Genomic DNA, 21642 nt, shown 5'->3' with positions numbered 1-21642 from the left:
CGGTCGGCGCGGGCCGTGGCCCGGGGCTGACCGACCGGCCGCCTGCGACGGGCGCCCGTGCCGGGACAGGGTTGAGGAGCGAGCCGGCGACCGGCCGGCGGGATGACCACAGGACCGAGGACGAGGAGACCAGCCATGCCCGACGCATCGCACGTCGCGGGGATCACCGTGCCCGACAGCACGCTCGCCAGGGAGGCCACCGACCTGGTGCGCACGGTGACCTCCGACCTGATCTACCACCACTCCCGCCGGGTGTTCCTGTTCGGCAGCCTGCTGGGGCGCGAACGCGGCCTGGAGTGCGACCCCGAGCTGCTCTACGTCGGCGCGATGTTCCACGACCTGGGCCTGGGCGAGGAGTTCCGTACCAGCGGGCGGCGCTTCGAGGTGGACGGGGCGGAGGAAGCCGCGAGGTTCCTGCGCTCCCGCGCGGTCCCCGAGGACGCCGTACGCCGGGTGTGGACGGCCATCGCCCTGCACACCACGCCCGGCGTGCCGGAGTTCATGGAACCCGAGGTCGCGCTGGTCACCGCGGGGGTGGAGTACGACGTGCTCGGCATCGACTACGAGCGCGTCAGCGCGGACGACCGGGCCGAGATCACCGCGCTGCACCCGCGCCCGGACTTCAAGCGGCGCATCCTGGCGGCGTTCACCGAGGGCATCGCGCCCAAGCCGGAGACCACGTTCGGCAACGTGAAGGCGGACGTGCTCGCGCATTTCGTGCCCGGCTTCCAGCGCGGCGACTTCGTCACCGTCATCGAGAACTCACCCTGGCCGGAGTGAGCCCCCTGCCCCGGCCGGGCCGGGACGGGCGTGGCCGGGCCGCGTCGCCACCCCGGGCCCGGAGCGACGCCCCGGCCCGGGCCACGGCGCGGCCCGCCGTCAGACCTCGCTGACCTGTCCGTCAGCCACCTCGATCCGGCGCGTGGTGTGCACGGCGTCCAGCATCCGACGGTCGTGGGTGACCAGCAGCAGGGTGCCGTCGTACGAGGCGAGCGCCGACTCCAGTTGCTCGATGGCGGGCAGGTCCAGGTGGTTGGTCGGCTCGTCGAGCACGAGCAGGTTCACGCCCCTGGCCTGGAGAAGCGCCAGGGCGGCGCGGGTGCGCTCGCCCGGCGAGAGGGTGTGCGCCGGGCGCAGCACGTGGTCGGCCTTGAGCCCGAACTTGGCCAGCAGCGTGCGCACCTCGGCCGGCTCCAGTTCGGTGGCGACGGCGCCGAAGGTGTCCAGGAGCGATCCGGTACGGGTGTCCGCGGCGCGCGAGCGCCCCGGCCGCGCGCCGTCGCCCACGGCCTGCCCCGCGCCGGCGCTCTGGTCCGGTCGGCCCGGGGCGTCGGCCGGGTCGGGACCGTCGTCGAAGAGTTGGGCGCGGGCCTGGTCCACCTCGCCGACGATCACGCCGGAGCCCAGGGAGGCGTGCCCCTCGTCCAGCGGCAGCCGGCCGAGGAGGGTGGCGAGCAGGGTGCTCTTGCCGGAGCCGTTGGCCCCGACGATGGCCACCCGGTCCGCCCAGTCGATCTGGAGGTCCACCGGGCCGAAGGTGAAGCCGCCGCGCCGCACGCGGGCCCCGCGCAGGGTGGCCACCACCGAGCCCGAGCGGGGCGCGGCGGCGATCTCCATGCGCAGCTCCCACTCCTTGCGCGGCTCCTCCACCTCGTCGAGCCGCTCAAGGAGTCGTTCGGTCTGCCGGGCCTTGGCCGCCTGCTTCTCGGTGCTCTCGACGCGCGCGTTACGCAGCAGCTTGTCGCCATCGGTGGCCTTGCGGCGCGCGTTGCGCACGCCCTTGTCCATCCAGGCGCGCTGGGTGCGGGCCCGCTCCTCCAGGCCGGCGCGGGTCTGCGCGTACTGCTCGTACCGCTCCCTGGCGTGCCGGCGCGCGGTCTCGCGCTCCTCCAGGTAGGCGGTGTAGCCGCCGCCGAAGAGGGTGAACCGCTGCTGGACGACGTCGAGTTCGAGGACCTTGTCGACCGTGCGGGCCAGGAACTCGCGGTCGTGGCTGACCAGGACGGTGCCGGCGCGCAGCCCGCGGACGAAGTCCTCCAGGCGGCTCAGGCCGTCGAGGTCCAGGTCGTTGGTGGGCTCGTCGAGCAGGAACACGTCGTACCGGCTGAGCAGCAGCGAGGCGAGTCCGGCGCGGGCCGCCTGGCCGCCGGAGAGTGCGGTCATCGGCCGGTCGAGGCCGACCGCGAGGCCGAGCCCGGCGGTGACGCTCTCGGCCCGCTCGTCCAGGTCGGCGCAGCCGAGCGCGAGCCAGCGCTCCCACGCGGTGGCGTACGCGTCGTCGGCGCCCGGACGCTCGGCCGCCAGCGCCTCGGTGGCGGCGTCCAGCGCGGCCTGCGCGGCGGCGACCCCGGTGCGGCGGGCGAGGAAGTCGCGTACGGTCTCGGCGCCGGTCGCCGGGTCGGAGCCGCCGGTACGCCGCCGCTCGTGCTCCTGCGGCAGGTAGCCGATGGTGCCGTGCGGCGGACTGAGCGTGACGCTCCCCTCCGCGGGCTCGGCCAGCCCCGCGAGGAGGCGCAGCAGGGTGGACTTCCCCGCTCCGTTGGCGCCGACCAGGCCGATGGTGTCGCCGGGGCCCACGACGAGGTCGAGCCCGGAGAAAAGGGTGCGGTCGCCGTGCCCGGCAGCGAGGTTCTTGGCAACGAGGGTGGCAGTCATCAGGCGGCGATCCTAACGGCGGGGTGCGGCGGGACGCTCGCCGATATCCGCCGCCCCGCGCGACGGGCCGGCCGCGCGGGGAGCCGAGCCACGGGTGGGGTCTCGCGTGGGGCGCGGCGAGCGGATAGCGTCCGCGCATGGTGAGCATGGTGCGCGACGTGATCGTGGTGGGCTCCGGGGTCATCGGCCTGACCTGCGCCGTTACGTTGGCGGAGGGTGGGTTCGGGGTGTCCGTGTGGAGTCGGGACCCGGCGGCTGAGACGACGTCGGCGGTGGCGGGCGGGCTGTGGTGGCCGTACCGCATCGAGCCGGCGGAGGCCGCGGGCCGCTGGTCGGTGGCCTCCCTGGCCGAGCTGACCGCCCTGGCCGCCGACCCGGGCGAGACGGGGGTGCGGTTCGCCGACGGCACGCACGCCGGGCTGGGCCGTGCCGGCCTCGGGGCGTGGGCGGACGAGGTGCCGGGGTTGCGCCCGGCCGCGCCGGCCGAGTTGCCCGCGGGGTACGCCACCGGCCTGCGGGCCCGCGTGCCGCTGATCGACATGCCCACCCACCTGCGGTACCTGGAGCGGCGGCTGGTCGCGGCCGGCGGCACGGTGGAGCGCCGGGCGCTGGCCTCGCTCGCGGAGGCGGGGCGACGGGCGCCGGTGGTGGTGAACTGCTCGGGGCTCGGCGCCCGGGAGTTGGTGCCCGACCCCGAGGTGCACCCGGTGCAGGGGCAGGTCGTGGTGGTGGAGAACCCGGGGCTCGCCGAGTGGCTGGTGGCGGCCGACCCGGTGGCGGCGGAGACGCTGTACGTGCTGCCGCAGCCGTACGGGGTGGTGCTCGGGGGCACGGCCCGGCCGCACGCCTGGGAGCTGCGGCCCGACCCCGCGACGGCCGAGGCGATCGTGGCGCGCTGCACCCGGGTCCGGCCGGAGTTGGCCGGCGCGCGCGTGGTCGACCACCGGGTGGGGCTGCGGCCCGCGCGCCCGCGGGTGCGGCTCGCGGTGGAGGAGTTGCCGGGCGGCGCGCGATGCGTGCACAACTACGGGCACGGCGGCGCGGGCGTCACCGTGGCCTGGGGTTGCGCCCGCGAGGCGGCGGCGCTGGCGACGGCGTAGCCGCGCGCCGGGGCGCCGGGCCGGGCGCCCCGTGTCCGCCGACGCGGGTGCGGGGTGCCCCCCGCGAGTCCGACGGCAGGGCCTTGGGACCGCCGGACTCGCGGGGAGCACGATCGTGAGGCCGGCGCGAGGCCGGCGGGGCCCGCCGCACGGGCCGGGCCGGGCCGCGCCGCGCTGTCGAGGCGCGGACGCCCGGGGCGCGGGCTCCTGCCGGTCGCGGCGGCGCGGGCCCGATGGGTCAGCGGGGGCGGGCGCCGAGCAGGGTGATCAGCCCGTCGGCGAGGGCGCCCCGCCAGCAGGCGTGGTCGTGGCCGCCGTTGAACTCGGTGCCCGTCACCGGGTAGTCGCGGGCCCGCAGCGCCGCCCGCAGGCCACGGGTGAGTTCCAGCAGCCGCCCCTCGTACAGCCCCACGTCGAGGTGGAGCCGCAGTTCGCGTGGGGCGCCGTCGGCGTACCGGCGCGTGATCCAGGGCACCGGGTCCGCCTCCGGCTCGCCCGCCGGGTGCCAGGGCAGTGCGGCGGACTGGGCCAGCACGTTGCCGAACCGCATGGGCGCGGCGTAGCCGGCGTACAGCGCGCTCACGCCGCCGAGCCCCTGGCCGGCGACGACGGTTCGAGCCGGGTCGTAGGTGACCGGCCAGCGGGCGGCGGCCCACGGCAGCAACTCCGTTGCCAGGAAGGCGACCTGGGCGTCGTGGCCGTCGAACTCCCGGGACCGGGTGGCCTCGTCCGCTCGGTCCCGGGAGTCCGGCGCGAGCACGAGCAGCGGGGGCAGCAGGCCGACGGCGATGAGTCGGTCGAGCGCGGACTCGAAGCCGAGTCGGCCGAACCACGTGTCGCCGTCGAGCAGCACCACCACGTCGGTCTCCTCGGGCAGCGGCCCCGGCGGCTCGTACACCCACACGTCGCGCTCGGCGGCGAGGGCGCGGCTGCCGAGCCGGTGCCGCCGCAGGCTGCCGGGGGGTACGTCGTCGGGCGCCTCGGCCCAGGGCGGGGCGGGGGCGTGCGGCAGTTCGGCGACCGAGCCGGGCCGCGCGTCCCAACGCCCGGGTAGCAGGCGGGGGTTGAGCGGGTCGGGTACGGCGCGCGCGGCCGGCCCGGCGGGCCCCGGATCGGGGTCCGTGGCGTCGTACCGGGCGATGCGGTAGGTGCCGCGGTGGTCGGCGCGCAGGTGGCAGGACAGGTACCAGACGTCAATGCCCGGCAGGCGGCGCATCCGCCCGGGCGCCCCGCCCGGGCCGGGCGACCAGTCGGCGCACAGCAGCACCGCGCGGGCGTCGGCGTCGCGCCACACGAAGGTGACGGTCCGGTGGTGGGGATCGCGGTCGACGGGTTCGACCAGCGGGGCGCCCACCGCCTCCACCTCGGCCCAGAACCTCGCCACCGCCGCCTCCCGCGCCGTCGCGTCGACGGCGACGGCCAGGCGCGCGGCGAGCGCGAGCAGGCGCGGACTGTCCGTACGGGGTGGCGGCGCGGAGCGCGGGCCGACGGCGGAGGCGTGGGAGGGGGCGTCAGCGCGCGGCGGCGGGGCGCCCGCTGGGGGGCGGTGGCTGGCGCAGCGGGCGGCGAGCACGCCCCTGGGGGTCGCCGTCATCGGGGTCGGGCGCGCGCTCATCGGCCGCTCCCGCCGCCGGCCGTCGGCTTGCGTACGGCGCGACGCGCCCGGGACGGCGCGGCCGTCGGGAGCGACGAACCACGGTGGGAGCGACCGACGAACCGGACACACATCGGCAACCTGCGTTTCCGCGCCCCTCATCGCCTGCCCCCGCCCCGGCGGTGGCGCGGGGCGAACGGCATGTCGTACGCGAGAGGGGCACATAGAAGGACGGTTGTGGGTGAGGTCACACACCCCACAGGGCGAACACTTACTTAGGTAAGCCTAAGCTAACCACGTGCCTCACCGCTCAACAACACCCCCAGGTCGTACGCCCCAACTCAGCGCCACCGGGCCCCTCTACCGGGCCCGCGCCCATGTCCCACCCTGCCGCGCGCCCCTGCCCCCGCCACCCGACCTCGCGGCGAGCGGGTCCAGCCACCACCCCTGAGCCCAGGAGCCACGGCCCGCCAACGCCGCACCACCGACAGGCGATGCGCACACGGCCCGCCCCTCCACCTCCGCGTGCCGCGACGCCGCCCCGTCGCCCGCTCCACCCCGTCCCCACGCCCCCGACCCCCGGAACTCCTATGAGCATCCTCGTCACCCAGGAAGCCGGCGCCGTCGGCTCCCCCTTCGCCGGCTCCCTTTTCGTCCGCTCACCGCTCGGCCCGCGGGGCCGTGGCGGCGCGTTGGCCGTCACCCTTCTCGACTCCCGCGACGCGGCGTCCGGCCGGGCGGACCTGCCCGGCGCCGGCTCGGACCGGTCGAAGGACACCGCCGGCCCCCGGGCCTCCGCGCCGCGCTACGCGCTGGGCGAGACGGAGATCCGCACCGAATTCCGCTTCGCGCCCCGGCACTCCGGCGCCGACGGGCTCGCCGCAACCATCGACGGGTACCGCTCCCACCGCTCGTGGTGGCGGGAGACGCGCGCACACCTGGAGGCAGTCCGATGAACGGCTGGTTGATCACCGGAGCCGGCGGCATGCTCGGCCGCGAGCTGCGCGCCCGACTCGCCGCGGCGTCCGTCCCCGCCCTCCCGCTCACCCACGCCGACCTGGACCTGACCGACACCGACGCGGTGGCCCGGGCCGTGCGGCGCACCAGGCCCGCGATCGTCGTCAACTGCGCGGCGTGGACCGACGCGGACGCCGCCGAGACGCGCGAGGCCGAGGCGTTGCGGGTCAACGGCGACGCGGTGCGCGGCCTGGCCCGGGCCTGCGCCGCGAGCGGCGCCCGGCTGCTGCACGTCTCGTCCGACGCCGTCTTCCCCGGCCGGGCGACCAACCCGTACGACGAGACCGCGCGCCCCGCCCCGCGCACCGCCTACGGGCGCACCCGGTTGGCCGGCGAGCGCGCCGTGCTCGAGGAGTTGCCGCGCACCGGCACCGTGGTGCGCACGGCGTGGCTGTACGGGGCGTACGGCCCCAACTTCATCCGCTCCATGGCCGCCCGGGCCGCGGCGGGCGATGCCACCCTGGCCGTCGCGCACGACCAGCACGGGCAGCCCACCTGGACCCGGGACGTCGCCGGCCGGCTGCTCGCGCTCGGCCGGCTGCCCGCGTCCCAGGCGGCGGGCATCTTCCACGCCACCTGCGGGGGCCGCACCACCTGGTACGACCTGGCCCGGGAGGTGTTCCGGCTCTGCGGTGCCGATCCGGACCGGGTGCTGCCGGTGGACGGGGCCAGCCTGGGCACGGTGGCGCCGCGCCCGGCGTGGAGCGTGCTGGGCCACGACCGGTGGGAGGAGGCCGGGTTGACGCCGCCCCGGCACTGGCGCGAGGCGCTCGCGGTGGCCTTCCGGTCGGTCACCTCCGATGGCCCGTCGGCGCGGCGGCGTACGGCCTCCCGGCGCCCGCTGCCGAGCGCGGCGCGAGCCGCCGCCACGAGCCGCGGCCCGGTGCGCGCGCTGAGCGGCTGATCGGCCGCGCGGACAACAGGCAAGGACAAACAACAGGCGAGGACAACAGAGCAAGAACGACAGGCGAGGACAACAGGCGCGGGGCCTCGCGCGGTGCGCGAGGCCCCTCGGTCGTGCGTGCCCGTACGTGCGGGCGGGTCGGCCGACCGGCCGGCGGGTGTTACGCCTTGCCCACGGGCGTGACGTCCTCTTCCTCCACGACGGTGGCCCCGGAGCCGGGCACGATCTGGAGCTCGAAGTCACCCGCGTACCGCTCGTGTCCGGCGATGACGGCCATCTCCACGGCCTCCTCGCCCTTCTCGCCCCGCACGATCAGCGGGTCGCGCCGCAGGTCGCGCATGAGCGCCACGCACATGCCGACCATGACCAGCACGAAGGGCGCGGCCACCAGGATGGTGAGGTTCTGCAGGCCGGTCAGTACGTCCGAGCCGCCCTCGCCGACCATCAGCATGATGGCCGCCACGGCACCGGTCACCACGCCCCAGAAGATGACGACGAGTCGGGTGGGTTCGAAGGAGCCCTTCTGCGAGAGCGTGCCCATGACGATGGAGGCGGCGTCGGCGCCGGAGACGAAGAAGATGCCGACCAGGACCATCACCAGGATGCTGGTGACGGTCGCGATCGGGTACTGCTCGAGCACCTCGAACAGCCGGCCCTCGGGCGAGGAGTCGGCGCCCAGCTTGTCGGCGGCCTGGAGCTTCATCGCGGAGCTGCCGAAGACGGCGAACCAGAGCAGCGACACGGTGCTGGGCACCAGGATCACGCCGCCGACGAACTGCCGGATGGTGCGCCCCCGGCTGATGCGGGCGATGAACATGCCGACGAACGGCGTCCAGGAGATCCACCACGCCCAGTAGAAGACCGTCCAGGAGCCCAGCCAGGCGGCGACGGACTCGCCGCCGGTGGCCTCGGTGCGGCCGACCAACTGCGGCAGGTCACCCAGGTAGGCGCCGATGGAGGTGGGCAGCATGTCGAGGATGACGATGGTGGGGCCGGCCACGAAGACGAAGACGGCCAGCGACAGCGCCAGCACCATGTTGATGTTCGACAGCCACTGGATGCCCTTGGCGATGCCGGAGACCGCCGAGGCGATGAACGCGACGGTGAGCACCGCGATGATGGTGACGAGCAGCCCCGTGCCCACGCTGCTCTTCCAGCCCAGCTTCTCTATGCCGCTGCCGATCTGCACCGCGCCCAGGCCCAGCGAGGCGGCGGAGCCGAAGAGCGTGGCGAAGATGGCCAGGATGTCGATGATCCGGCCGGCCGTGCCGTTGGCGTGGCGCTTGCCGATCAGTGGCGTGAACACGGCGCTGATGGTCTGCCGCCGCCCGCGCCGGAAGGTGCTGTACGCGATGGCCAGGCCCACCACCGCGTAGATGGCCCACGGGTGCAGCGTCCAGTGGAAGAGGGTGGTGGCCATCGAGGTCTGCATGCCCTCGGCGTCGTTCTTGGGGGCGGTGCCCGGCGGCGCGTCGATGAAGTGCGACATCGGCTCGCTGACGCCGTAGAACATCAGGCCGATGCCCATGCCGGCGCTGAACATCATCGCGACCCAGGAGACCGTGCGGAACTCGGGTTCCTCGCCCTCCTTACCGAGCGTGATCTTGCCGTAGCGGCTCATCGCCAACCACAGCGCGAAGACCACGAATCCGGACGCGGCGAGCATGAACGCCCAACCACCGTGGTGGATCAGGTCGGTGAGGAGGTCGGACGAGACGTCCTTGAGCCCGTCGGTGGCGATCGCGCCCCAGGTCACGAACGCGAGCGTGAGGGCGGCCGTCACGCCGAAGACCACGCGGTCGGTCCGTGGCGGCGTCGTCTGGTGGGGGCTGCCGGGCATGCTGGCCGGCACTGCCGGGTCGCCTCCGCCGCCCTTCTCGTGAGTGTTCTCCGCCACGCGTCGACCTTCTTTCATGGAGCAACTAACAAGTGATTCTTCTGCCCGCTACCCCCAACCGGCGAACGCACTCCTGCCGATTTTCGATAGCCCAGGCCGCCGGTGGCGGGTCGACTCGCCACCGGCGGCCTGGAGTTACGCCGGGTAAGGGCCCGTCGCTAGCCGATCGGCCGGGTCACGGGGCCCGCCGGCCGCCGGTCGATGGGGCCGGGCTCGGGCACCGACGTGAGCGGAGCGCTCGCGCCGGGCGCCGGCTCGTGCGCCGGGCGTTGCACGAGCGCCGGCGCGCCGCCGACCAGGGGCAGTTCGGCGCTGGTGCGGGTCAGGTCGAGGGTGAGGCGCGGCTGGCTGTTCGGGGCGCTGATCAGGCCGCGGTCGGTGCCGGCCACGATCAGCGCGAGCCGGTGCCCGGCCTTGACCACGTGGTCGCTGGCGGCCAGGTCGAGGGTGATGGTGTGCGCCCGGCCCGGGGTGAGCGGCCGGCCCACGTGGTCGTCGGCGTAGTTGCCGAGGTCCGCCCAACCCCGGCTGAAGATGGTGTAGTCCACGGCGCGGGTGTCGGCCCTGGTGTCCAGGAAGCAGGCGCTGTCGCCCGGCCGGCTCTCGCCCCAGCAACTACGGGTGGTGAGGTTGGAGATGCCCTCGCCGGAACCGGTGTAGTTGCGGATGGTGTCCGGGCCCAGGTCCACCAGGATGGCCGACAGGTGCGCGGTGCGGGTGGTGGGCGTCGCGGTGACCCGCACCTTCGCCGAGCCGGACACGCGCAGGTCCCTGGCGAGCGGCCGGGTGGTGAACGCGACCTTGGCGGCGGTCGCCTGGTCGGCGCGGGCGGCCCAGTCGGCCTCGCTCTGGCGCGGGTCGTCGGTGAACGTCTCGGTGCTGCCCGCCGCCGCGGGCTCGGTGCCGAGGGTGCCCACGCCGGGGGTGGTGCCGTTGCGCGGGCGCAGCGTGGTCGCCTGGGTGCCGGGCGCGGGCCAGGTCGCGTCCGTCGTCCACCGGTCCACCTCGCGCTCGATGTCGGCCATCGGCTCGCGCTCGACGCCGTTGTCGACGCCCAACAGGTAGTGGTCGAACCAGCGGTGCACGACGTCCACCCACTGCGCGCGGCGGATGTCGAACGGGTCCACGTGGCCGGCCTGGGTCAGCCAGATCTTGCGCTCGACACCGGCCGCGGCGAGCTTGTCCCACCACTGACCGAGGTGGTTCATGCGGACGTTGAGGTCCTGCCCGCCGTGCACGGCGAAGACGCTGGCCTTGACCTTGCCGGCGTCGGGCACGTAGTCGCGCTCGGCCCACATCGGCGTCCAGTCACCGGTGCGCGGGGCGCCGCGGACCAGCTCGTTCTTGACGGCGCCGCAGCGGGCCGCGGCCTCCGGGCTCTCGATGCCGCGGGCCAGGCCGTCGGGGCCACCGCTGTGGTACGGGGCGCCCTTGGCGAAGTAGTAGTCGTACCAGGAGGAAATGGCGCCGATCGGCACGATGGTCTTCAGGCCCGGCACGCCGGTGGCGGCGACGCCGTTGGCGACCGTGCCGTCGTAGCTCTTGCCGATCATGCCGGTGGCCCCGGTGCTCCAACTCGCGGTGGCCCTGGTGGTGCCGGTGCGGGTGGTGTACGCGGTGCCCTGGCCGTTCAGCCACTGCACGACGGCCTTGGCCGAGATGATGTCGGACCGGCCGCCGACGTCGACGCAGCCGTCGGAGCGGTTGGTGCCGGCGAGGTCCACCAGGACGGCCGCGTAGCCGCGCGGTACGAAGTAGTTGTCGTAGTGCAGCGGGAACTGCACGGGCTTGCCCGCGCTGTCATAGGTCTTCTTCTGCGGCTCGTTGCCGCGTCCGCAGCAGGAGTAGTAGGGGCTCGCGTCCATGACGACGGGCACCTTGCCGCCCCTGCGGGCGGGTTCGCTCGGGCGCACGATGTCGGCCGCCACCCGGTCGGGTCTGCCGTCGCGGTCCAGGTCGAGACCGGTGTCCACCCACACGGACTCGCGTATCGCGTCGGCGTAGGAGTAGACCGGCCGGCTCAGCCCGTCACGGACCGTGCCGTCCCGGCCCCGGCCGCCGTGCGCGGCGGCCGGGGCCGCGAGGGAGGCCATCAGGGCGGTCACGACCGCCAGTATGAGCGTCGTCCACTGGATGCGGGTGCCCCGCGCTCGTTTTCGCACGGGCGGACGGTAGCGCGAGTGGCCGGGTGGACAGAAGAGGGCGACGGGCCGCCTCCGGCCGGTGTGACGGGAGTGTTCCGCCAACGTGTGACAGGTGTGTCCTCCGTATGGCGCATGTCGATCGCGTGACAGTGAGCGCCATGGACATGTCCTCCGGGATCAGAAAACCATATGGTCAAGCCGACCCATCGATCGCTCGTCCTGACCAGGACGGATCGTTTCTGCCTGATCGAGTTGGAGGACTCGTGCGCTATAGATTCCTCGCCCCGAGCGCGGCTGCCGCCTGCCTGCTGCTGGCGATCCCGGCATCGGCCGCGCAGCCCACTCCGGGTGCCCCGGGCGTCGGCGACAGCTACTACCCGGAGAGCGGCAACGGCGGTTACGACGTCTCGCACTACGACCTGCGCCTGAAGTACCAGCCGAAGACCGACCTCCTGGAGGGCACGGCGACGCTGGTCACCACCGCCAAGCAGGACCTGTCGCGCTTCAACCTGGACTTCGGACTGCCCGTCAGCGAGGTGCGCGTGGGCGGCAAGAAGGCCGCCTTCACCACCTCGGGCAAGCACGAGCTGGTGGTCACCCCGGCCACGCCGCTGGCCAAGGGTCAGCAGACCTCCGTCGTCGTGCGGTACGCCGGCAAGCCCTCCGAGCTGGCGATCGACGGCTTCACCGCCTGGGCCCGTACGCCCGACGGCGGCGTCATCGCGCAGGAGCCCGAGGGCTCCGCGTGGTGGTTCCCGGGCAACGACCACCCCACCGACAAGGCGACGTACGACGTCTCCATCTCGGTCCCGGACGGCACCCAGGCCATCTCCAACGGCGTGCTGCTCTCGGAGTCATCGAAGCTCGGCTGGACCCGCTACAACTGGCGCTCGGACAAGCCGCAGGCCACCTACCTGGCCACGCTCGCCATCGGCAAGTTCGACATCACCAAGGACACCACCGCCTCCGGCCTGCCGGTCATCAACGCGTTCAGCAAGGACCTCGGCGCCAACGACGGCGCGGCCCGCGCCAGCATCGAGCGCAGCACCGAGATCACCGAGTGGCTGGAGACCGTGTTCGGTCCCTACCCGTTCAACTCGGTCGGCGGCTACGTGCCCAACGTGCCGGCCGGGTACGCGCTGGAGACCCAGACCCGCCCGTTCTACGGCAAGAAGGCGTTCGACCGGGGCAGCAACGTCTCGGTCGTCGTCCACGAGCTGGCGCACCAGTGGTACGGCGACAGCGTCTCCCTCAAGGACTGGAAGGACATCTGGGTCAACGAGGGCTTCGCGCGCTACAGCCAGTGGCTGTGGTCCGAGAAGGAGGGCGAGGGCACCGCGCAGGAGCTGGCCCAGTACGCGTACGACCAGCACCCGGCCGACGACCCGTTCTGGAAGGTCAAGCCGGGCGACCCGGGCCCGGAGAACCAGTTCCACGGCGCCGTCTACGACCGGGGCGCCATCGCCCTGCAGGCGCTGCGCAACGAGATCGGCGACGACGCGTTCTTCGCCATCCTCAAGGACTGGCCGACCGTCAACAAGTACGGCACCGCCTCGGTGAAGGACTTCGTCCACTTCGCCGAGAAGTCCTCGGGCAAGCCGCTGGCCCAGCTCTTCGACACCTGGCTCTACACCGACAGCAAGCCGGCCGCGCCCATCGCGCACGAGGCGGGCATCGCCCGCGCGGCGAAGCCCTCGTCGGCCTCGTCGGTCGCGCCCTCCGGCCTCAAACAGCCCAAGTCCTGGAAGCAGATCCAGGCCACCAACTCCGTGCACGACCACGGCGGGCACGGCCATGACCACGGTCACGACCACGAGCACGACCACCGCTGACACCGTCACCGACCCGGACGCTCCGCGCGCGGCGGCCTCCCGGCGGCTGCCGCCGCGGCCGGGCGCCCGGACATGAGCGCGCCGGCGCGACGAGACCCCCTCCGTCGCGCCGGCGCGCCGGGCGCCACCCGGCCGCACGGTGCCCCCCGGCCCCGTCGCGCACGGCCGCGCGGCGCCCCTTTCAGGGATGGTCACTCAGGGGTTCGTGGCGTGCCGAGGTGCCGCGCGGCAGCGGCCCGCCGCCCGTCCCGCGTGGACGGCTGCGCGAACCACTGGTCGGCGCTGTCGCTGCTCAGCGCCCAGCACACCGCGCCGGGCAGGGCGAACCCCGCGAGTTGCAGTGGGTGGAAGGTGGAGGTGGCCACCGCCAGCGCGATGCCCAACCCGCCGAAGCACAGGACCAGGACCTCGTACCCGTACACCACCTTGCTGGCCACCAGCGCGCGCCGGAAGAAGAACACGCTGGCCACCAGCAGTGCCGCGGCCATCCCGTAGCTGAGGTAGGCCAGGAAGCGCAGCACCCCCTCGGTCTCCACCTCCTGCCCGTGGTCGTGGCGCGTGTCGATCTCCGAGCACACCGACCACCCGATGTACGCGCTGGCCAGCGCCTGGATCCAGATCATCGCCAGGCAGCCTTTGACGGTCGCGGGCATGGCGGACGGCGGACGTGCGTTCATGGCGGGCGACTCCCTCGGACCAGATGTCGTGACGCCCGCGCAGTGTCACAGGACCGCACAGGGACCGGTCCCGGGCGACGTCCGGCCCCGGGTGACCAGCCCCGGCGGCCGAGCCCGCTTCATACGCTGGCCCGGCCGCGCGCCGCGCCGGGGCTCGCTAACGCGGCCCGTGCGCCCAGACCGTTCCCCGGTAGCTGTAGCGCCGCTCCGGCTCCGGACGCAGTTCCACCAGGGCCATCGGCTTGCGGTACGGGTTGCCCTTGGCGTCGAAGGCGATCGGGCCGCTCAGTCCCGGCAGCGGGCCGCTCTGGCCGATCTGCAGGAGCATGTTCCGCACGCCGGCCGCGTCCACCGCGTCGCCGCCCCGCGGGCCCGCCGCGCGGCGGATCGCCGTGCCGAGGGTGAGCACCGAGTCGTGGCCCATCATCGCCTGGCCGCTCCGCAACTCCCGGTCGCCGCCGAAGGCGAGGTCGTAGGCGTCCGCGAAGGCCGGGTACGGGTTGGCGGCCTTGGCCGGGTAGATGCGCCGGGCGCCGTCGGGGTGCGCGTAGGCCGTGTAGAGCACTCGCAGCCCGGCGCTGGCGCGCCAGCGGGCCAGCACGTCGCCGCCGACCGCCTCACTGCCGGTGACCGGCGGGTCGTAGAAGACGCCGAGCGCGCTGGAGCCGGAGAGCACGGTCAGCGGGCAGTCGCGGCCGGGCGCGGTCAGCGCCTCGACGAACAGCTTCAGCTCCCGGCCCCGGCCGGCGAAGTACACCGCGTCCAGGCGGCGTTCGGGGCGGCAGACGGTGGCGGCGATGTCGGCCAGGGTGTTGGCGGCCGAGGCGCTGCCGGAGACGAAGCGGTGCCCGTCGGGCGTCTCCAGGCGCAGCCGCGCCGCCTTGGCCGCCCGCTCGAAGTTGGCCCCGAGCGACTGGTTGTAGGTGTCGTCGCGCTTGATGTCCTTGACCACGTCGATGCGCGCGCCCTTCGCCTGGCGCCCCTTGAGGTAGGTGGCGGCGACGGCGGTCTGGTCGGCGTTGGGCGAGGAGACCCGGAAGAAGGTCGGGTCCCGGCTGGACAGGCCGTCCGCCGCCACGGTCGAACCCACCATGGGGATCTCCGCCGCGCGCAGCGCGTCGACCGTCTCCCGGGTGGTGGCCACGCTCTGCCCGAAGCCGGCGACCGCGACCAGTCGGTGTTCGCTGTCGCCGGCCATGTCGATGAGCTGCTCCACCAGCGGGCGCCACTGTTCGCCGCCCTGGCCGCTGTTGGCCAGCAACAGCTTGACCTGCGGCGTGCGGCCGTGGCCACCGCCCCGGTTCAGCTCCACCTGGGCCAGGTAGGCGCCCTCGATCGCCTGCCTGATCACCTGGGGCGAGCGGTCGTTGTGCGGGAAGGAGCCCGAGCGGCGGGTCATGGGCTCGGTGTAGGCGATGGCCACCCAGTCCTCGCCCGACTTCGCCACCCGCTCGTTCTCGTCCCTGATCTTCGCGCTGACCTCCGCGAACTCCTTCGCGTACACGTACGAGCCGTCGGTGACGCCCACGCACTCGTCGCCGGCGCCGCGCTGGACCACGCCCGTCGCGCAGCGGTGCTCCGACGGCCACCAGCGCTCGCCCGCCAGTGGCAGGGCCACCGCGAGGGCGGCGGCGCACAGCGCGGCCACCACCGTCCACAGCCGCCACCGCACGGGCGGCCTCGCGGGGACGAACCGTCGCGTGCTCGCGTCGCTCACCAGGGCTTCCCCTCGTACTGGGCTGCCTTGGCCAGCAGCACCGGATACCAGTCCGCGCTGCCGGTGTGCGCGGCGAGCGTGCGGAAGCGGGCGGCGATCTCGCCGAAGAGTTCGGCGTACGGGTCGCCCAGCGGGTTGCGGTACGGGTCGCCGGCCCGGTCGGTGGCGGCGCCGTCGGGCGGCTCGGGGGCGATCCAACTCGCCGCGAGCAGCCGGGTCACCGTGCGCAGCCGGCTGTCGATCTCACCCTCGCCCAGGAAGGCGACCAGTTGCTCGTAGTGCTCCCACGGCGGTCCCTCCAGGGCGCCGCCCGGCGTGCGCACCGGCGCGCGGCGCAGCCGGCACAGTTCGGTGCACCACTCCTGCGGGGAGCCGCGCTCGAAGCGGTCGTTGAGGTAGCCGGCCGCGGCGGGCAGGTCGCCCAGGGCCAGCGCGTGGTAGGCGGCGACGCCCGGGGACGCGCCGTCGGCGGCGTGCGCGCGCAGCGCGGTGTGGGCGGCCACCCAGCCGTCGGCGGGGGTGGCGGTGGGGGTGGCGGCGGGTGGGGCGGTTCGCGGGGGCGCGGCCAGCTTGCGCAGCAGCAGAAAGCGCAGCATGGGGTGCGGGGTCTCGGTGCGGCCGTCGGTGTCCCGGTCGCCGGTGTCGATGTGCAGGGTGCGCAGCACGTCGGCGCAGAAGTCGTCGAAGTCCTTGTGTACGGCCTCGTCCCCCTCCGCCCACAGCGTCCTGGCCGTGCCCGCCTGGGCGAGGTCCGCCGCGGCCGAGGCGCGGGTCAGCACGCGGACCAGCTCCCGGCCCGCGCCGATCGGCAGCAGCCGCTCAAGGAGTTCGTCCACCAGGTCGCCGTCCGGCTCGAAGGCCCGGCGCAGCCGTTCCTCCCAGGGCAGCCCGCCGCCGTGGGCGAGCAGCGCGGCCAGTACGCGGGCGGTGGCCGCGGGCTGGCCGCGCGTCAGCTCGTACACCACCCAGCCGAGCCACTTGACGCCGCTGTCGGCGTGGGGCGGCGGCACCTGGCGGCCGGCCGACCGCAGGGTGCGCTCGGCCTGTTGCTCGACCTCGTGCCGGTGCAGGTCGCGCAGTTGCCCGACGCGCAGCCCGCGCGCGACGCGCTGCGGGACGAACTTGGGCTGGTCCGCGGCCCAGCGCCCCGGGTAGCCGCCGGGCTGCGGCGGCCCGCCCCACGGGAAGGTCTTGAGCACGTCCGGGTAGCTGCCGGCGGCGGCGAGCACCACCAGCGGGTCACTCGCGTTGGCCATCTTCCTGGCTTCGAGCAGCAGCCGCAGGAACGCGTCCCCCAGCGGGCAGTCCACGTTGTCCAGGAGCACCAGGCACCGGGTGGTGCGGCGGCGGGCCCGGCGGCCCTCGTAGGCCCGGCACAGGTCGTCGACGAACGCCTGGAAGAGCACGGCCTCCGCGCGCTGGCGCTCGCCCTCCTCCTGCGCGCCGTAGCGGCCGTTGAGGGCGAGCAGGAAGGTGCCGGCCGGCTGGTGCGGGGAGCCTCGGCGCAGCCTGGCCAGGCGCAGCCGGGTGCGCAGTCGCGCCCAGCCGCCCTGCCACTCGGGCAGCAGCAACAGGCCGGCCCGCACCAGGGCCGGCGCGCCGAGCGCGGCGGCGGCCTCGGCGAGGCGCCCGAGCACCTCGGAGCGGTCGGCGGGCGGGTTGCCGAGCGCGCGCTCCATGTCGCGTACGGCGCTCTCGCGCGCGGCGCCGTCCACCTCCGTGGCGACGGCGATGGCCAACAGCCCGAAGGAGGGAAAGGCGAGCGGCGGGAAGTCCCGCTTGCGGGCGTTGAGGTCGAAGACCAGGGCGGCCAGCGCGTCGATCGGCTTGCCGCCGTCGCGGCCGAGCGCGGCCAGGTCGAGACGGGCGACCGGCGCGCGCTCGGCCCAGTCGGCGAGGTGGCGCAGCAGGGTGGTCTTGCCGCTGCCGCGCGGGCCGAGCAGCAGCGTGGTCTCCAGGGCGGCGGGCGCGGGCCGGTTGGCCCGCGGCGTCCTGGTGGCGGCGCGCGGCAGGCGCAGCCTGCGCTCGACGTACTCCTCGACGGCGCGGTCGCGCTCCGACTCCCCCGCCCACTCCCGCACCATGCCGCCCCCGTCGCCCTCGCCCAGCGTCCTGCCCGCGCGCGGTGATCCGCGCGCACGTCCCCATAAGAAAGCGGGAAAAGCGGTGCGGCACAAGGAGCTTGACCATGTCGCGGGTGGCGCGCGGGCGAACGGCGGGCGGCCGTGGGGCGACGCGAGCGTGGTCGGGCGGGGGCGGCGGAGTGCGCCGGGGCGCCTCACGACCGGCCGCCCGACCGCACGCGGCGCCGACCCCGACCCCCCTGCCCCCGGCCGCCCGCCCCGAAGGCCCCGGCCCCGGCCCCGAGAGCGGGACCGGGGCCAGGATCGAAATCAGGGACCACAGGCCAGGGGCGGGACCGGGCCGGGATCGAGACCAAGGGCCAGGGCCGGGACCGCCGGCGACCGGCTACTCCGCCCGCTCCCCCGTCAGCCCCTCCCGCTCGGCGCTGGCCTCCCGGACCCGACCGCGGACCACGAACCAGCCGGCGATCAGCGCGGCGACGATGATCGGGGCCAGCATGATGGTGTCCCGCCCGACGCCGCCGTCGTACCACATCAGCACGATGACGCCGGCCAGGAAGGCGATGGTGACGATCTCGGTGAAGGGCGAGAAGGGCAGTTGGAAGGAGGGGCGGGTGAGCTGGCCGGCCTCGGCGCGGCGGACGAAGACGATGTGACAGAGCATGATCGAGGCCCAGGCGGAGATGATGCCGAGCGCGGCTATGTTGATCACGATCTCGAACGCCTTGTCGGGCACGACGTAGTTCAGGCCCACGCCGACCACGCACACCGCCGAGGTGAGCATGATGCCGCCGTAGGGCACCTGGTTGCGGTTCATCCGGCCGGTGAACTGGGGCGCGGAGCCGGCCTTGGCCATCGAGCGCAGGATGCGGCCGGTGGAGTAGAGCCCGGAGTTGAGGCTGGACATGGCGGCCGTGAGCACCACCAGGTTCATCACGTGGCCGGCCGCCGGCACGCCGATCTTGGACAGGACGGTGACGAACGGGCTCTCGCCCGCGCTGTAGCCGTCCCAGGGCAGCAGCAGCGCCAGCAGCACGACCGAGCCGACGTAGAAGACCCCGACCCGCCACATGATGGAGTTGACCGCGCGCGGCACGACCTTCTCCGGCTCGGCGGTCTCGCCCGCGGTGACGCCGACCATCTCGACGGCGGAGTACGCGAACACCACGCCCTGCAGGACCACGACGACCGGCAGCAGCCCGGTCGGGAAGATGCCCCCGTTGTCGCTGATGAGGCTGAACCCCGGGGTCTCGCCGCCCACCTCGTGCTGGGTGACGAGCAGGAAGATGCCGATGGCCATGAACACGACCAGGGCCGCGACCTTGATGATCGCGAACCAGAACTCCAGCTCGCCGAAGATCTTGACCGAGACGAGGTTGATGGAGAGCACCACGGCCAGCGCGATCAACGCCATGATCCACTGTGGGATGTCGCTGAACATGCTCCAGTAGTGCGTGTACAGCGCGATGGCCGTGATGTCCGCGATGCCGGTTGTGGACCAGTTCACCACGTACATCCAGCCGACGGCGTAAGCGCCCTTCTCGCCCAGGAACTCCCGGGCGTAGGAGACGAAGGAGCCGGAGGACGGTCGGTAGACGACCATCTCGCCCAGGGCGCGCACGACGAAGAACGCGAAGAGTCCGCACACCGCGTACGCGATGGCCAGCGCGGGCCCGGCGGACTCCAGGCGTCCACCCGCCCCGAGGAAAAGGCCAGTGCCGATGGCGCCGCCGATCGCGATCATCTGGATGTGGCGCGCCTTGAGGTCCTTGCTGTACCCCGCGTCACCCGCGTCCTGTAGCGCCCCGCTGGGCGGCGGTGGGGTCCCGTCCTGAACGGCTTCATTGCCCACGAGCTACGTCTCTCGCCTTCGCATCGGAATGTTCTGTTCCAGGCCGCTGATCGATCGGCCCGCGGCAGTCTCACATCCCGAGCGCCGCGCTCACGTCATACCGTGGGTCATCTCACACCTCGTACATCTCCTCGATGACCTGCGCATACGTGGCGTGGATCACGTGCCGGCGCAGCTTGAGCGAGGGGGTCAGCTCGCCGGTCTCCGGCCCCCACTCGCGGTCGAGCAGGCGGTAGCGCTTGACCTGCTCGGTGCGGTTGAGCCGGCTGTTGGCCGCGGCGACCGCGCGCTCGACCTCGGCGCGCACGGCCGGGTGGTGCGGCAGCGGGCCGGCCCCGGTCGCGATGCCCTGATCGGCGGCCCAGGCCGCGGTGGCGTCCGGGTCGAGCACCAGGAGGGCCACCAGGTACGAGCGGCGGTCGCCGTACACCAGGGCCTGGCCGATCAGCGGGTGCGCCTTGAGCGCGTTCTCCACCAGCGCGGGCGAGACGTTCTTGCCCGTGGAGGTGATGATCAGCTCCTTCTTCCGGTCGGTGACGTACAGGTAGCCGTCCGCGTCGAGGCGGCCCACGTCGCCGGTGGCGAACCAGCCGTCCGCGTCACCCAGCCGCGCCACCGAGCCGTCCTCCTGGAGGTAGCCGCACACGACCTCGCCGCGCACCTCGATCTCGCCGTCGGCCGCGATCCGCACCTCGACGCGGTCGATCGGGCTGCCGACCGAGCCGAGCCGGAACCCGCCGTGGTGGTTGAGCGTGCACACGCCGGTAACCTCCGACATGCCCCAGACGTCGAGGATGACGACCCCGAGTCCGGTCCAGAACCGCACCACGTCCTGCGGCATCGGGGCCGCGGCGCTGATCGCCCACGTCAGCCGGTCGAAGCCCATCACCGCGAGCAGCGGATCGAGCACCTCCCGCCTGGCCCGGGCGTACGCGTCGGCCAGCGCGCCCGTGGGCTCCTCGCCGCGCTCGCGGGCGGCCACCCAGGCGCGCGCGGTCTCGCCCGCCGCCCGGACCGCCGCCTGGCGCTCCACGGGCAGCCGGGCGAGCGCGCCGCGCGCCGCCACGGTCAGCTTCTCCCACACCCGCGGCACCCCGAAGAACTCCTCGGGCCGCACCTCGCGCACGGCCTGGGCCACCTCGCCCGGGTCCGCGCAGAAGTACACGTGCGAGACCCGCAGCAGCGGCATGTACAGGCCCAACATGCGCTCGGCGATGTGCGCGAAGGGCAGGTAGCAGATGTGCGCCCCGTGCGGGGCCACGCCGAGCTTGCGGTCCAGGGACGCGCCGCTGACCACTACCTGCCGCTGGGTGGCCACGACGCCCTTGGGCTCGCCGCTGGTGCCCGAGGTGTAGACGACGGTCGCCGGATCGCCCGGGCTCCCCCGCCGCCAACACGCCTCGAAGGCGTCGGGATCGAAGCGGCGCACGCCGTCGGCCAGTACGTCGGCGTACGCGGTGACGCGGCCGTACGCGATGGTGTGGCCGGGCGGGGTGGCGGGGTCCTGCGCGGAGACGGGGTCCTGCGCGGAGACGGGGTCCTGCGCGGAGACGGGGGTGGCGGGCGCGTCCGGAGCGGCCTGGGGGGCCGCGGCGTCCGGCGCGGCGTCGGTTGCCGGGGGTGGGTCCACGACGACCAGGCGCTCAAGGGGCCCCGTACGCCGGTCCAACAGCGGGCCCCAGCGGGCGAGTTCCCGTTCGCCGTCCACGATCGCGCGCCGGGCGCCGCTGTGCCGGGCGATGTGCGCGATCTGCTCGGGCGACGCCGTGCCGTACACCGAGATCGGCACCGCGCCCAGGTGCACCAGGGCCATGTCGCTCAGCCAGTGCTCGGGCCGGTTGGCCATCATCATCAGCACCCGCTCGCCGCGCCGTACGCCGAGCCCGGCCAGGCCCGCCGCCAACTCCCCGACCCGCCGGCGGGCCTCGGCCCAGTTCATCGAGGCCCAACCGCCGTCCGGAGCGCGCCAGGAGAGGGCGGGCAGGTCGCCGAACTCCTCCGCGTTGCGCCGCATCAGGGCGGGCAGCGTCGGGTCGCCGGGCGGATCGGAGAGTCGCAAGGTCAGGGTCAAGGCCGCCTCCTGAGGGAGTGGGTGCCGGACGGACTGCGCGCGGGGAAGGTTTCACAGGAGCGGTGCGACAGCAATACTGTTGAACTCAGATGTACCCC

At 74.2% G+C, this 21642-nt stretch carries 14 protein-coding genes; 5 read left to right on the top strand and 9 right to left on the bottom strand.

The annotated features are described in order from the left end of the window. The first annotated feature begins 135 nt into the window (after window positions 1–135). Entirely contained in the window at window positions 136–780 is a 645-nt protein-coding gene (locus AC3CHW_RS30435) for an HD domain-containing protein (RefSeq protein WP_398609109.1), read from the top strand. A gap of 99 nt (window positions 781–879) precedes the next feature. Here AC3CHW_RS30435 and AC3CHW_RS30430 read toward each other — a convergent pair whose 3' ends face one another. Beyond that, on the bottom strand, window positions 880–2655 hold the full coding sequence (locus AC3CHW_RS30430; protein WP_488468602.1) for an ABC-F family ATP-binding cassette domain-containing protein: 1776 nt from the start codon (window positions 2653–2655) through the stop codon (window positions 880–882). Between the two features lie 146 nt (window positions 2656–2801). On the opposite strand from AC3CHW_RS30430, the gene AC3CHW_RS30425 reads away from it, so the two are divergent. Continuing rightward, window positions 2802–3755 carry an NAD(P)/FAD-dependent oxidoreductase gene (locus AC3CHW_RS30425; protein WP_459247697.1) on the top strand — a complete coding sequence of 318 codons (954 nt, stop codon included), beginning with the start codon at window positions 2802–2804 and terminating at the stop codon, window positions 3753–3755. A gap of 238 nt (window positions 3756–3993) precedes the next feature. Here the strand turns inward: AC3CHW_RS30425 and AC3CHW_RS30420 are convergent, their stop codons facing one another. Continuing rightward, window positions 3994–5370, bottom strand: a complete 1377-nt coding sequence (locus AC3CHW_RS30420; RefSeq protein ID WP_488468601.1) for an alpha/beta hydrolase-fold protein — start codon at window positions 5368–5370, stop codon at window positions 3994–3996. Window positions 5371–5939: 569 nt separating this feature from the next. On the opposite strand from AC3CHW_RS30420, the gene AC3CHW_RS30415 reads away from it, so the two are divergent. Further along, entirely contained in the window at window positions 5940–6305 is a 366-nt protein-coding gene (locus AC3CHW_RS30415; RefSeq protein WP_488468600.1) for a hypothetical protein, read from the top strand. Next, window positions 6302–7270, top strand: a complete 969-nt coding sequence (gene rfbD, locus AC3CHW_RS30410) for a dTDP-4-dehydrorhamnose reductase (protein WP_488468599.1) — start codon at window positions 6302–6304, stop codon at window positions 7268–7270. Before AC3CHW_RS30415 ends, rfbD begins: the two co-directional genes overlap by 4 nt. A 160-nt stretch (window positions 7271–7430) precedes the next feature. On the opposite strand, the gene AC3CHW_RS30405 is transcribed toward rfbD, so the two are convergent. Both AC3CHW_RS30405 and AC3CHW_RS30400 read right to left on the bottom strand, forming a co-directional pair. Then, complete coding sequence (locus AC3CHW_RS30405; RefSeq protein WP_488471216.1) at window positions 7431–9110, bottom strand: BCCT family transporter; 1680 nt, start codon at window positions 9108–9110, stop codon at window positions 7431–7433. Window positions 9111–9325: 215 nt separating this feature from the next. Continuing rightward, window positions 9326–11260 (bottom strand): Xaa-Pro dipeptidyl-peptidase, encoded by a 1935-nt coding sequence (locus tag AC3CHW_RS30400; protein ID WP_488471215.1) that lies wholly within the window; start codon window positions 11258–11260, stop codon window positions 9326–9328. A 314-nt stretch (window positions 11261–11574) separates the two neighbouring features. Here AC3CHW_RS30400 and AC3CHW_RS30395 point away from each other — a divergent pair, with 314 nt between their 5' ends. Next, window positions 11575–13143 (top strand): M1 family metallopeptidase, encoded by a 1569-nt coding sequence (locus AC3CHW_RS30395; RefSeq protein ID WP_488468598.1) that lies wholly within the window; start codon window positions 11575–11577, stop codon window positions 13141–13143. 191 nt (window positions 13144–13334) lie between these two features. On the opposite strand, the gene AC3CHW_RS30390 is transcribed toward AC3CHW_RS30395, so the two are convergent. From AC3CHW_RS30390 to AC3CHW_RS30370, 5 genes are all read right to left on the bottom strand, one after another. Next, a complete protein-coding gene (locus tag AC3CHW_RS30390) occupies window positions 13335–13820 on the bottom strand; it encodes a hypothetical protein (RefSeq protein WP_488468597.1) in 486 nt (161 codons plus the stop codon). Between the two features lie 157 nt (window positions 13821–13977). Beyond that, complete coding sequence (locus AC3CHW_RS30385) at window positions 13978–15537, bottom strand: type 1 periplasmic-binding domain-containing protein (protein WP_398609116.1); 1560 nt, start codon at window positions 15535–15537, stop codon at window positions 13978–13980. Beyond that, window positions 15534–17621, bottom strand: a complete 2088-nt coding sequence (locus AC3CHW_RS30380) for an ATP-binding protein (RefSeq protein ID WP_488468596.1) — start codon at window positions 17619–17621, stop codon at window positions 15534–15536. The genes AC3CHW_RS30385 and AC3CHW_RS30380 overlap by 4 nt, the downstream gene beginning before the upstream one ends. 385 nt (window positions 17622–18006) lie before the next feature. Further along, complete coding sequence (locus AC3CHW_RS30375) at window positions 18007–19473, bottom strand: amino acid permease (protein WP_488468595.1); 1467 nt, start codon at window positions 19471–19473, stop codon at window positions 18007–18009. A 112-nt stretch (window positions 19474–19585) separates the two neighbouring features. After that, the gene (locus tag AC3CHW_RS30370) at window positions 19586–21544 is read right to left on the bottom strand and encodes an AMP-dependent synthetase/ligase (RefSeq protein WP_488468594.1); all 1959 of its coding nucleotides are present in this window, start codon (window positions 21542–21544) and stop codon (window positions 19586–19588) included. Window positions 21545–21642: the final 98 nt, after the last annotated feature.

The sequence above is a fragment of the Streptomyces sp. MGP-BFMKR1 genome (assembly GCF_057766585.1).
Note: the sequence above shows the minus strand (reverse complement) of the source record. Positions and strands in the feature narration are given on the sequence as shown.